The organism is Microbispora amethystogenes, assembly GCF_016863015.1.
Lineage (GTDB): Bacteria > Actinomycetota > Actinomycetes > Streptosporangiales > Streptosporangiaceae > Microbispora > Microbispora amethystogenes.
The window spans coordinates 31,916-44,464 of sequence record NZ_BOOB01000017.1 but is presented as its reverse complement, the minus strand read 5'-3'; the positions used below and the strand labels follow the sequence as shown (position 1 = coordinate 44,464).

At 70.7% G+C, this 12,549-nt stretch carries 11 protein-coding genes; 8 read left to right on the top strand and 3 right to left on the bottom strand.

What is annotated here, in order from left to right:
* The first annotated feature begins 44 nt into the window (after window positions 1–44).
* From Mam01_RS12565 to Mam01_RS12535, 7 genes are all read left to right on the top strand, one after another.
* On the top strand, window positions 45–686 hold the full coding sequence (locus Mam01_RS12565; protein WP_150934732.1) for an HAD family hydrolase: 642 nt from the start codon (window positions 45–47) through the stop codon (window positions 684–686).
* Between the two features lie 74 nt (window positions 687–760).
* Window positions 761–1,243: a cellulose synthase gene (locus tag Mam01_RS12560; protein ID WP_204285533.1), complete on the top strand. Its 483-nt coding sequence runs from the start codon at window positions 761–763 to the stop codon at window positions 1,241–1,243.
* Between the two features lie 396 nt (window positions 1,244–1,639).
* Entirely contained in the window at window positions 1,640–2,629 is a 990-nt protein-coding gene (locus tag Mam01_RS12555) for an ABC transporter permease (protein WP_373868693.1), read from the top strand.
* 78 nt (window positions 2,630–2,707) lie between these two features.
* Window positions 2,708–4,465 carry an ABC transporter substrate-binding protein gene (locus tag Mam01_RS12550; protein ID WP_239101251.1) on the top strand — a complete coding sequence of 586 codons (1,758 nt, stop codon included), beginning with the start codon at window positions 2,708–2,710 and terminating at the stop codon, window positions 4,463–4,465.
* A gap of 86 nt (window positions 4,466–4,551) precedes the next feature.
* Entirely contained in the window at window positions 4,552–5,571 is a 1,020-nt protein-coding gene (locus tag Mam01_RS12545) for an ABC transporter permease (protein WP_204285531.1), read from the top strand.
* Window positions 5,568–6,593, top strand: coding sequence for an ABC transporter ATP-binding protein (locus Mam01_RS12540; protein ID WP_204285530.1), 1,026 nt, complete (start codon window positions 5,568–5,570; stop codon window positions 6,591–6,593). The genes Mam01_RS12545 and Mam01_RS12540 overlap by 4 nt, the downstream gene beginning before the upstream one ends.
* Window positions 6,590–7,657 carry an ABC transporter ATP-binding protein gene (locus Mam01_RS12535; protein WP_204285529.1) on the top strand — a complete coding sequence of 356 codons (1,068 nt, stop codon included), beginning with the start codon at window positions 6,590–6,592 and terminating at the stop codon, window positions 7,655–7,657. The genes Mam01_RS12540 and Mam01_RS12535 overlap by 4 nt, the downstream gene beginning before the upstream one ends.
* Window positions 7,658–7,900: 243 nt before the next feature.
* On the opposite strand, the gene Mam01_RS12530 is transcribed toward Mam01_RS12535, so the two are convergent.
* The 3 genes from Mam01_RS12530 to Mam01_RS12520 form a co-directional block, all read right to left on the bottom strand.
* Window positions 7,901–8,584 (bottom strand): response regulator, encoded by a 684-nt coding sequence (locus tag Mam01_RS12530; protein ID WP_150934737.1) that lies wholly within the window; start codon window positions 8,582–8,584, stop codon window positions 7,901–7,903.
* A gap of 58 nt (window positions 8,585–8,642) precedes the next feature.
* Entirely contained in the window at window positions 8,643–10,046 is a 1,404-nt protein-coding gene (locus Mam01_RS12525; RefSeq protein ID WP_204285528.1) for a sensor histidine kinase, read from the bottom strand.
* Window positions 10,047–10,247: 201 nt separating this feature from the next.
* Window positions 10,248–11,108, bottom strand: coding sequence for a RecB family exonuclease (locus Mam01_RS12520; protein ID WP_150934739.1), 861 nt, complete (start codon window positions 11,106–11,108; stop codon window positions 10,248–10,250).
* Between the two features lie 191 nt (window positions 11,109–11,299).
* On the opposite strand from Mam01_RS12520, the gene Mam01_RS12515 reads away from it, so the two are divergent.
* Window positions 11,300–12,430: a site-2 protease family protein gene (locus Mam01_RS12515; RefSeq protein ID WP_239101250.1), complete on the top strand. Its 1,131-nt coding sequence runs from the start codon at window positions 11,300–11,302 to the stop codon at window positions 12,428–12,430.
* The last annotated feature ends 119 nt before the right edge of the window (window positions 12,431–12,549 follow it).

Below are 12,549 nucleotides of genomic sequence, written 5' to 3'. Positions count from 1 at the left end.
GTCAGTCCCCCCTCATCGGGGGGTCGCCGGGGGGAAGGGGCCACGTGGACGCCGTGCTGTTCGACATGGACGGGCTGCTCGTCGACACCGAAGGGGTCTGGTTCGAGGTCGAGACCGAGGTGGTCACCCGCCTCGGCGGCACCTGGGGCCCAGAGCACCAGGAGCAGCTCGTGGGCGGCTCCTGGGACCGCACCGTCAGTTACATGCTGGAGCTGACGCGGACGGACGTCGATCCCATGGTGGTGGGGCAGTGGCTGATCGACGGGATGGAGAGCAGGCTGTCGGCCGACGTGACGCCGATGCCGGGCGCCCTGGACCTGCTGCGCGGGCTCGCCGACCACGGGGTGCGCACCGCGCTCGTCACGTCGTCGCTGCGGATCATCGCCGACGCCGTGCTCAAGGCCGTGGGCCGGGAGCACTTCGAAGTGATCGTGACGGCCGACGACGTCACGTGCACCAAGCCCCACCCTGAGCCGTACCTCACGGCGGCGGGCCTGCTGTCGGTGGACCCGGGGCGGTGCGTCGCGCTGGAGGACTCGCCGAACGGCGTGGCGTCGGCGACGGCGGCCGGTTGCCGGGTCGTCGCCGTGCCGAGCGTGCTGCCGATCGCGCAGGCGCCGGGGCGGGTCGTCATGCCGTCGCTGCTCGACGTGGACGTGGACTTCCTCCGGGCCCTCGTCCGCTGAATCGGGGTGGCGCGGGCCCCGCATGATCGCGTCGCGGATGCCAGGATGGAGGTACGTGACGAAGGGGCCCCGCCATGAATTACAACGACATCGCCTGGCTGCCGGTGTGCGGCGGCCTGACGGCGGTGGGACTCGTGCTCACCTATCTGGCCTTCCGCCGCAGGGGAGCGGCCGCGGGCCTGCGGGCCGCCGCCTGGTCCCTGCTGCCGCTGGCCGCCTATCTCACCGGCGCGCAGGCCACGTTGTGGAACATCGGCACGGCCGCCGTGCGCTTCGTGACCGGCCTGGTGCTGTCGCCGCTCGCGTGGGCCGGCGTGGCGGTGGCGGGGCTGTCGGCGGTGCTGTTCGTCGTGTCCGGGGCGATGCGCGGCCGCTCGCTCTCGCGGGCCCGTACGCCCCGCCCCGGCGCCGCCGAGGCGGCACCGGCCGCCGCGCCCAAGGCTGAAACGCCCAAGAAGGTGCCGACCGCGAAGACGGCGCCACGTCAGGTCGAACAGCCCGCGGCGGATGATTTCTCCGAGATCGAGGACATCCTGAAGCGGCGCGGGATCGGCTGAGCCCCCCCGCCCAACATCCCACGCCGAACATCCCACATCGTGGGACCAAGTTACCCGTGGGTGCAATGTTACAGTTCCACGACACAATCGAAACGGGACTCCGACAATCCTTTCAAGATCAACACGAATAAGTTTCTGGTGAATCACAGTTGAGCCACAGGCCTGCTCTGGGGACTGGTCATCCCAGCTCAACGCATACATTGTCCGTTTGCGGGGAGCCGTACACAGCGGACCCCGCGGGACAATGTCGTCTGGGACCCAGGGGGCCGTACACCAAATGGCCGCGCGAAGCAAGGTCATGAGCGAACTTCGCTCCTCCGCCTCAGCGCCGTACTCCGGCTCTCCTGAGCGCGCCGCCCGCCGCACGCTGGCCGCGGGCGGGCCCGGAGGGGCCTGGTGAGCGCCCCTCTCGACGTCTCCGGTCAGGAGATGCGCGCCGAGCCGGAGGCCGTCGCCATCGCCGGCGGCGCCCCCATCCAGGGCCGCTCGCTCGGTCAGATCGCCTGGATGCGGCTCAGGCGCGACAAGGTCGCCCTGGCGGGCGGTCTGCTCGTCGTCTTCCTGATCCTGGTCGCCGTCTTCGCGCCGTTGATCGTCGGGGCGTTCGGGCAGGACCCGACGCAGTTCAACTCCGACCTCATCGACTCCTCCACGATGGCGCCCAAGACGGGCACCGGCATCGGCGCCCAGCACCTGTTCGGCATCGAGCCGGTGAACGGCCGCGACATCTTCAGCCGGATCGTGTACGGCGCGCGGATCTCGCTGCTCATCGCCTTCCTGGCCACGCTGCTCTCAGTGATCATCGGCACCCTGCTCGGGGTCACCGCCGGCTACTTCGGCGGCCTGGTCGACTCGATCATCAGCAAGACGATGGACGTCTTCCTGGCGTTCCCGATCCTGGTCTTCGCGATCGCGCTGGCGGGCATCGTCCCCGACTCGGCGTTCGGCCTGACCGGCGACACGCTGCGCGTCTCCCTGCTGGTGTTCATCATCGGCTTCTTCAACTGGCCGTACATCGGGCGGATCATCCGGGGGCAGACGCTGTCGCTGCGCGAGCGCGAGTTCGTGGACGCGGCGCGCAGCCTCGGGGCGCGCGGGCCGTACATCATCTTCCGCGAGCTGCTGCCGAACCTGGTCGCGCCGGTCCTCGTCTACTCGACGCTGCTGATCCCCACGAACGTGTTGTTCGAGGCGGCGTTGTCGTTCCTCGGCGTCGGCGTGCGCCCGCCCACCCCCACCTGGGGCGGCATGCTGTCGGACGCGGTGCGGTTCTACACGATCCCGCACTTCATGTTCTTCCCCGGCATGGCGATCTTCATCACGGTCCTGGCGTTCAACCTGTTCGGCGACGGACTGCGGGACGCCCTCGACCCGAAGGCCCGCTGAGCGGTTCCCCCCTCCCCCCTAAAAAGTCCCCCGGCTCCTATCACCAAGGGGTTTGCAATGCTAAGAAGAAGACTGGGTATGGCGGCCACCGGCGCCGTGCTCGCCCTCGCCGTGGCCGCGTGCGGCGGCGGTTCGGGCAGCAGCACGCCGTCGTCCTCCGGCGGCGCCGCGGCCGGCGGCTCGGACTCGAAGAGCGAGTTCAACGCCGCGATGACGGGGGTGGTCAACCCGTCGGACAAGAAGGGCGGCATCCTCAAGTTCGCCAACGGCGGTGACTGGGACTCCCTCGACCCGGGTGACACCTACTACGGCTACTCCTGGAACTTCATCCGGCTGTACGGCCGGTCGCTGCTGATGTTCAAGTCGGCGGTGGGCAAGGAGGGCAACCAGCTCGCCCCCGACCTCGCCGAGGACCTGGGCAAGCCGAGTGACGACGCCAAGACCTGGACGTACAAGATCAAGAAGGGCGTCAAGTTCGAGGACGGGACTCCGGTCACGTCCAAGGACGTGAAGTACGCCGTGGAGCGGTCGTTCGACAAGGAGGTGTTCCCCGACGGGTACACCTACTTCAACGACTTCCTCGCCTGGCCGAAGGACTACAAGGGCGCGTACAAGTCCAAGGACGTCAACACCGACAGCGCGATCGAGACGCCCGACGACTACACGATCGTCTTCCACCTCAAGCAGCCGCTGAGCAACTTCGACTACTTCGCCCAGCTTCCCGCCACGATCCCGGTCCCCAAGGACAAGGACACCGGCGCGAAGTACAAGGAACACATCATCGCCACCGGGCCGTACAAGTTCGAGAAGAACGAGATCGGCAAGGGCTTCACGCTGGTCCGCAACGACCAGTGGGACCCGGCGACCGACCCGAACCGCAAGGCGCTGCCGGACGGCTACGAGGTCTCCACCAACGTCAACGCCGACGACATCGACAACCGGATCATCGCCGGCGACCTCGACATCGACGTCGCGGGCATCGGCGTGCAGTCGGCGGCCCTCGGCCGGGTCCTGTCCGACCCCGCCATGAAGGCCAACGCCGACAACCCGACCAGCACCCGTCTCTGGTACACCTCGATCAACGGCAACGTCCCGCCGTTCGACAACATCGACTGCCGCAAGGCCGTCCAGTACGCCGTGGACAAGGTGGCCCTCCAGACCGCCTGGGGCGGCGAGTTCTCCGGCGGGCAGATCGCGACCAGCATGCTGCCGCCGGCGATCCCCGGTCACGAGGACTTCAACCTCTACCCGCCGGGCGCCGACAACAAGGGCGACGTGAACAAGGCCAAGGAGGCGCTGACCGCCTGCGGCCAGCCCAACGGCTTCGAGACCAACATCTCCTACCGCGCCGAGCGGCCGAAGGAGAAGGCGGCCGCCGAGGCGCTGCAGCAGTCGCTCGGCCGGGTCGGCATCAAGCTCACGCTCAAGCCGTTCCCGCAGGCCGACTACTTCGCGCTGTACGCCGGCAAGCCGGGCTACGCCAAGGACAACAAGATCGGCCTGGCCATGAACGGCTGGCAGTCCGACTGGCCCGACGGCTTCGGCTTCCTGCAGCAGATCACGGACAGCCGCGTCATCCGCGAGACCGGCGGCTCCTCCAACATCAGCGTCCGCGACCCCGAGGTCGACAAGCTGGTGGACAAGGCGATGCTGGAGACCGACACGGACGCCCGCAACGCGATCTGGACGCAGATCGACAAGAAGGTCATGGAGGACGCCTTCGTCCTGCCGAACGTGTGGACGAAGACCCTGCTCGTGCGGAGCAAGAACGCGACGAACATCTTCGTCAACGAGGCGTACGGCATGTACGACTACCTCGGCATGGGCGTCAAGTAAGCGCCCCGGCCAGACACATCCGATAGACGCGTGAACGCGGCAGGGGGGCCGGGCCGACCGGACCGGCCCCCGGAGCCGGGGGGACTGTGGTCACATACATCATCCGGCGGCTGATCTGGGCGGTCGTGATGCTCTCCATCGTGAGCATCATCACGTTCGCCATCTTCTTCCTGGTGCCGCGCCTGGCCGGCGCCACCTCGGAGAGCCTGGCCGCGCGCTACGTCGGGCGCACCGCCTCGGCGGAACAGGTCAAGGTCGCGGCCGAGAAGCTCGGCTTCAACGATCCGCTGATCGTGCAGTACGGGCGGTTCGCGAAGGGCATCGTCGCCGGCGCCGACTACGACTACGGTCCCGGCGTGGAGCACTGCCCGGCGCCCTGCTTCGGCTACTCCTTCCTCACCCGGCTCCCCGTCTGGCCCGACCTGCTGGACCGGCTGCCCGTCACGATGTCACTGGCCTTCGGGGCCGCCGTCATCTGGGTGATCGCCGGCGTGGCGACCGGCGTGCTGTCCGCCCTGAGACGCGGCAGCCTGTTCGACCGCGCCGCCATGGGCGTCGCCCTGGCCGGCGTGTCATTGCCGATCTTCTTCACCGGCATCGTCTCGCTGGTCGTCTTCAGCTACGGCCATCCGTTCCGCATCACCGCCCCGGGGGGCAGCTTCACGCCGATCGAGGAGAACCCGGCGATGTGGGCGTACAACCTGATCCTGCCGTGGATCACGCTGGCTTTCCTGTACGCCGCCGGATACGCGCGGCTCACCCGGGCGGGCATGCTGGAGACGATGAACGAGGAATACATCCGCACAGCACGGGCCAAGGGCCTGAACGAGCGGGTGGTGGTGGTCAAGCACGGCCTGCGCGGGGCGCTCACCCCGATCCTCACGATCTTCGGCCTCGACCTCGGCCTGCTGCTCGGCGGCGCGGTGCTCACCGAGAGCACCTACTCGCTGCCCGGCATGGGCAAGTACGCGATCGACGCGATCACCAACCAGGACCTGCCGAAGGTCATGGGCGTGACGCTCGTCGCCGCGTTCTTCGTGGTCTTCGCGAACCTGATCGTCGACCTCCTGTACGCCGTCGTGGACCCGAGGGTGAGGCTGGGATGAGCTTCCTGGAACTGAAGGACCTGCGGATCCACTTCCCGACCGACGACGGCCTGGTCAAGTCCGTCGACGGGCTGTCGTTCACCCTGGAGCGGGGCAGGACGCTCGGCATCGTCGGCGAGTCCGGCTCCGGCAAGAGCGTGACCAGCCTCGGCATCCTCGGCCTGCACAAGGGCGGCCGGGCCCGCATCTCCGGTGAGATCTGGCTGGACGGCGAGGAGCTCGTCGGCGCGAGCCAGGAGCACGTGCGGACGCTGCGCGGCAAGAAGATGGCGATGATCTTCCAGGACCCGCTGTCGGCGATGCACCCCTTCTACACGGTGGGCGACCAGATCATCGAGGCCTACCGCATCCACAACGACGTCAGCAAGAAGGTCGCGCGCAAGCACGCGATCGACATGCTGGGCCGGGTGGGCATCCCGCAGCCGGCCCGCCGGGTGGACAGCTATCCCCACGAGTTCTCGGGCGGCATGCGGCAGCGCGCGATGATCGCGATGGCGCTGAGCTGCGACCCCGAGCTGCTGATCGCCGACGAGCCGACGACCGCGCTCGACGTGACCGTGCAGGCGCAGATCCTCGACCTGATGCGCGACCTGCAGCGCGACTTCGACGCCGCGCTGATCGTCATCACCCACGACCTCGGCGTGGTCGCCGAGCTGTCCGACGACATCCTCGTGATGTACGGCGGCAAATGCGTCGAGTACGGCACGTCCGACGACATCTTCGAGCGGCCCGAGCACCCCTACACGTGGGGCCTGCTCGGCTCGATGCCGCGGCTGGACCGCGAGCCGACCGAGCGGCTGATGCCGATCAAGGGCTCGCCGCCGTCGCTGATCAACGTGCCGTCCGGCTGCGCCTTCCACCCGCGCTGCGCGTTCGAGGAGCGTACGGCCGGCCTGGCCAAGGTGGAGGTCCCCGAACTGCGGGAGACCGAGGGCGGCCACCTGGTGCGCTGCCACCTGCCCGCCGAGCGCAGGCGCGCCATCTGGCGCAACGAGATCAAGCCGAACCTGGAGGCTTCGTGAACGAGGAGCCCTTGCTGTCCGTACAGGGGCTGGAGAAGCACTTCCCGGTCACGAAGGGCCTGCTCCAGCGGCAGGTCGGCGCGGTCAGGGCCGTCGACGGCATCAGCTTCGACGTCAGGAAGGGCGAGACCCTCGGCCTGGTCGGCGAGTCGGGATGCGGCAAGACCACCACCGGGCGCCTCATCACGAGGCTGATCGAGCCGAGCGCCGGGAAGATCGTCTACGCGGGCCAGGACATCACGCACATGTCCCAGGGGCGGCTGCGCCCGCTCCGGCGCGACGTGCAGATGATCTTCCAGGACCCCTACAGCTCGCTCAACCCCCGTCACACGGTCGGCGCCATCGTCGGCGCGCCGTTCCGGATCCAGGGGATCAAGACCGAGCAGGGCACGAAGAAGGCGGTCCAGGGAATCCTGGAGCTCGTCGGCCTGAACCCCGAGCACTACAACCGCTATCCGCACGAGTTCTCCGGCGGCCAGCGGCAGCGCATCGGGATCGCCCGGACGCTCGCGCTGAAGCCCAAGCTGATCATCGCGGACGAGCCGGTCTCCGCGCTCGACGTGTCGATCCAGGCCCAGGTCGTCAACCTGCTGGAGGACCTGCAGGGAGAGCTCGACCTGACCTACGTCGTGATCGCGCACGACCTGTCGGTGGTGCGGCACATCAGCGACCGCGTCGCGGTGATGTACCTCGGAAAGATCGTCGAGATCGCGGACCGCAAGGGCCTGTACGAGTCGCCCATGCATCCGTACACCAACGCCCTGCTGTCGGCGGTCCCGATCCCGGACCCGAAGCGGCGCAAGGAACGGGAGCGGATCCGGCTGCAGGGCGACGTCCCCTCGCCGCTGAACCCGCCGCCCGCCTGCCGGTTCCACACCCGCTGCTGGAAGGCGCAGGAGATCTGCACGCAGGTCGAGCCTCCGCTGGAGACACTCGCCCCCGGCCACCAGGTGGCCTGCCACTTCCCCGAGAACGCCCCCGGTCTCGCGGGCGGCCTCGCGGACGGTGTCTCGGGAGGCGCGGCCTCCGCGGGCGCGGTCCCGGCTGGAACCGACCCCGCCTGATCGTCCTCGGCCTGATCGTCCTCCGCCGGTACGGCTCCCGCCGTCTTCCCCCCACACGGCCCGCGGGAGCCGTACCGGCGCGGCGTGTGCCGCGCCCCCACGGCCACGCCCTGTCTCCGACGCTACCGGGCGCGGGCCCCGCCGGGCATCGGCCGCGCGTACGGCCTGCGCCTGCGCCCGGGGGAGGATCCGCAGGGCTTCGCTACTCCTGGAGGAGGAGCGCGCGCCCGCCCGCCGGGAGGCTCAGGAGAAGGCGCCGGGGATGATCAGCCCGGTCTCGTAGGCGAGCACGACCGCCTGCACCCGGTCGCGCAGGCCGAGCTTGGTCAGCACGTTTCCCACGTGCGTCTTGACGGTCGTCTCGCTGACCACCAGCGTGGCGGCGATCTCGGCGTTCGACATGCCCTTGGCGATGAGGCGCAGGACCTCCAGCTCGCGTTCGGTGAGCCGGTCGAGCCGCGCGGGGGTGGCCTGCTGGTGGGCGGAGGGCAGCCGGGCGGCGAACCGGTCGAGCAGCCGCCGGGTGACGCTCGGCGCCACGATGGCGTCGCCCGCCGCCACCACCCGGATCGCCTGGATCAGGTCGTCCGGGGGCACGTCCTTGAGCAGGAACCCGCTCGCGCCGGCGCGCAGCGCCTCGACGATGTACTCGTCCAGGTCGAACGTGGTCAGCACGAGCACCTTCGGCACGTGGGCGGTGGGCGCGGCCTCCCGCACGATGCGGCGGGTGGCCTCGATGCCGTCGGTGCCGGGCATGCGGACGTCCATGAGCACCACGTCGGGCAGCAGGGCGCGCGACTGGTCCATCGCCGTCGCGCCGTCGCCGGCCTCGCCCACGACGGTGACGTCGGGCTCCGCCTCGAGGATGAACCGGAACCCGGTGCGCAGCAGCGGCTGGTCGTCGACCAGCAACACCCGGATCGTCATGATCCGTACGTCCTGGGCGGGGCGGTGACCCGCTGGGCGGGGGAGAAGACCCTGATTGTCATGCTGTGTCCTTTAGAGGGCCGTGCGTGAGGGGGTCGTCCACGGCGGGGGCGTGTCCGGGGGCGCCGTGCTCGCCCGTGTCGTAGTCAGCCGTGTCGTGTTCGGTCGTGCCGGGTTCGGGGGCGCCGTGCCTGGGGGGACGGTCCTTGCCCGCACCGCCCTTGAGGGAGCCGTTCCTGGCGGGGCCGTCCTTCAGGGGGCTGTCCTTCAAGGGGAACCGGGCGCGGACCTCGAACCCGCCCCCGACGCGGGGTCCGATCCGCAGGACTCCACCATAGAGGGCCACGCGCTCGCGGATGCCGACGAGCCCGTGACCTTTTCCACCGATCCGCACCGATTCCTCGGCCGCGCCGCGCCCGTCGTCCTCGACCTGGAGGGTCAGCTCGTTCCCCTCGTGCCGCACGGTGACCCACGCGCGGGCGGCGGGCCCGGCGTGCCGCAGGCTGTTGGTGAGCGCCTCCTGCACGAGGCGGTAGGCCGCGAGGTCGACCCCGGGCGGCAGGCGGCGGTGGTCGCCCTCGACGCGCAACTGCGTGCGCAGGCCCGCCTCGCGCATCTGCTCGACCAGTGCCGGCAGGTCTCCCATGCCCGGCTGCGGCCCGCGCTCGGCCGGGCCGTCGGTGCGCAGCACGCCGACGATGTTGCGCATCTCCGCCATCGCCGTACGGCCCATCTCCTCGATGGCGGTGAGGGCGTCGCGGGCGACGTCGGGCTTGGTGTCCAGCATCCGGCGCGCCGCGGCGGCCTGCACGGTCATCACGCTCACGTGGTGGGCCACCACGTCGTGCAGCTCACGGGCGATCCGGGAGCGTTCCTCGGCCCGGGCGGCCCGCGTGTCGGCGTCCCGCGCCCGCTCCAGCCGGTGCGCCCGCTGGACCAGTTCGTCGAGGTAGGCGCGGCGCAGCCGCAACGCCCGGCCGCACACCCAGCACAGCAGCAGGACGGCGGTGACGACGGCGTGGTCGGTCCAGGTCGGGGTGATGACCCCGCTGACGGCACTCGCGAGGTAGGAGGAGAAAGAGACGCCGAGGGCGGCCAGGCTCAGCGCCAGCCCCCGGTAGACGGCCACGGAGTAGAGCAGGACGAGCCCGCCGAACTCGCTCAGGCCGGGGTCGTAGTGAAGGGCGTCGAGCGCCGCCTGGGGGACGCAGGTGGCCATGAGCAGAAGGAGGGGCCGGTCGCGCCGCAGGGCCACGGGCAGCGTGCAGGCCGCCGCGAGGACCAGGTTCAACGCGTCCGCCGGCCGGGGCGTGGCGGACCGGAGCCAGCCGGCCCCCTCACCGGGGCCGGCCGAGGCGATCCACCAGAGGGACGCGGTCGTCAGCACCACCGCGAGGATCGCGTCGAAGACCAGGGGATGAGCCCGAAGCCAGGACCGCGTACTGCCGGGGGTGGTGCGCACGTACCAAACTTAGGCCGTCCCCGCGCGTGTCCACCCTGCCCGGGAGGGAAATCCCGCCTCCTCCGTACGGAGGATGCGCGCCCTGGCCCGGTGAGCGCCGGCCGGGGCCCGATGTCACGGCCGCCGGAACCCGCCCCGGCGGACCGGTGCCGACGCTCCGCCCGGGGCGACGCGAGGGGGCAGGGATCGGCGGGAGGGGCGCTAGATCTCGTCGGCGGCGGACCGTCTGTTCACGCGGGCCGACAGGCCGGGCTCGCGGTCCGGCACGGGCGGCGGGGTGCCGCCGAACTCCGGGCAGAGCGCCTGGTGGTCGCACCAGTCGCACAGCCGCGAGCGGCGGGCGCGCCACTCCCGGGTGCGCACCGCGCGCTCGATCGCCGCCCACAGCGCCTCGACCTTGCGCTCGGTGGCCCGCAGGTCGGCCTCGTCGGGGACGTAGCGGAGGATCTCGCCGTTGCCGAGGTACATGAGCTGGAGCATCCGGGGGACCTGCCCCTTCAGCCGCCACAGCGCCAGCGCGTAGAACTTCATCTGGAACAGCGCCTTGGCCTCCCACTCGCGGCCCGGCGCCGTGCCCGTCTTGTAGTCCACGATCCGCGTCTCGCCGGTCGGGGCCACGTCGAGCCGGTCGATGTAGCCGCGCAGCAGCAGCCCGCTGTCGAGCACGGCCTCGACGTACATCTCCCGCTCGGCCGGCTCCAGCCGCTGCGGGTCCTCCAGCGTGAAGTAACGCTCCACCATGCCGCGGGCCTGGGTCAACCAGGCGTCGCGCTCCTCGTCGCTCTCGAACAGCCCCGCGTAGTCGGGCTCCTCGGTCAGCAGCCGCCGCCACTGCGGCTCCAGCAGCTCCTGCGCCGCGGCCACCGTCCGCGCCTCGGCCGGCAGGTCGTACAGCCGTTCCAGGACGGCGTGGACGAGGGTGCCCCGGACCGCGGCCGCCGAGGGACGCTCGGGCAGCTGGTCGATCACCCTGAACCGGTAGAGCAGGGGGCAGGTCATGAAGTCACCGGCCCGGGAGGGGGACAGCGCCCCGATAACGGCGCGCTCTTCGGCGAGGGTCATGCCGGAACTGTAGGACATCGAGCCGACAGAACGTGTCCGCGCGGGCCGTCTCCCCCTCCCTTATCCCGTCTCCCCACCGCCGTTCCCGTGCAGCCGGGACGATCGCGTGCTCCGCGGCGGGCGGGCAGCTCTTAGGCTGATCTCACGTCGCGCCGCGTAGCATCGAGGGGCGCGGGAGGGAAGGCGGCCACATGAGCACACCTGTCAAGGAGTCCACCGGACTGCGGATGGGGCGGCCGTTCGGCATTCCCGTCTACGTCTCGCCGACGTGGCTCATCGTGGCGGCGTTCATCACGATCAGCTTCCAGCCGCGGTTCGCCGACATGCTGCCCGGCTACGGCGAGTCCGCCACCTATCTGGTCGCGCTGGCCTTCGCCGTCCTGTTGTACGTCTCGGTCCTGCTGCACGAGCTGGCGCACTGCGTGGTGGCCAAGCACTACGGCCTGCCGGTGCGCCGGATCACCCTCTACATGCTCGGCGGCGTCTCGGAGATCGAGCGCGAGCCCGAGACGGCGGGCCGGGAGTTCAACGTGGCCTTCGCCGGGCCGCTGCTGTCGCTGGGGCTGGCGGGGATCGGGGCCCTGGTGGAGGCCTTCGTGGTGCCGCCGGGCGGCCTGGCCCAGGTGCTGATGTGGCAGCTCTGGCTGTCCAACCTGATCGTCGGCGTGTTCAACCTGCTGCCCGGCCTGCCGCTCGACGGGGGCCGGATGCTGCGGGCGGCCGTGTGGAAGGTCAGGCGCGACTCGGGCACGGGCACGATGGTCGCCGCCTGGGTGGGGCGCGGCGTGGCGGTCGCGGTGGTCGTGGTGCCGCTCCTGATGAACGTGATGGCCGGGCAGGAGCCCGGCATCGGCAGCATGCTCTGGACGGTTGTGCTGGCGTCGTTCATCTGGCTCGGGGCCTCCCAGTCGCTGCGGGTCGCCCGTGTGCGGGCCCGGCTGCCGCAGTTGCGGGCCAGGGCGCTGGCGCGCAGGGCGATCCCGGTCACCGCCGAGGTGCCGCTCTCCGAGGGCCTGCGCCGGGCGCGCGAGTCGGGCGCCGGGGCGATGGTGGTGGTGGACCACGACGGGCACCCGGTGGGCATCGTGAACGAGGCGGCGGTGAACGCCACTCCCGAGCAGCGCAGGCCGTGGGTGAACGTGGGGGCCCTGTCCCGCAGCCTGGAGCCCGCGCTGGTGCTCGGCGCCGACCTGGAGGGCGAGTCGCTGATCGACGCCATGCGGGGCTCTCCGGCGCCCGAATACCTGCTCGTCGAGCGGGGCGGCGAGATCTACGGCGTGCTCGCCACCGCCGACGTCAACCGCATGTTCAGCGGGGTGTGAGCGGCGCCACGGCCCTCCGGGCGGCGCGCGCCGGGGCGGCCTGGAGCGCGGCCCGCGCACTCGTCTTCGGGGCGGCCGGGGACTAGGGTGCTGAGCGAGACCGGGGCCCGAGCACGCTC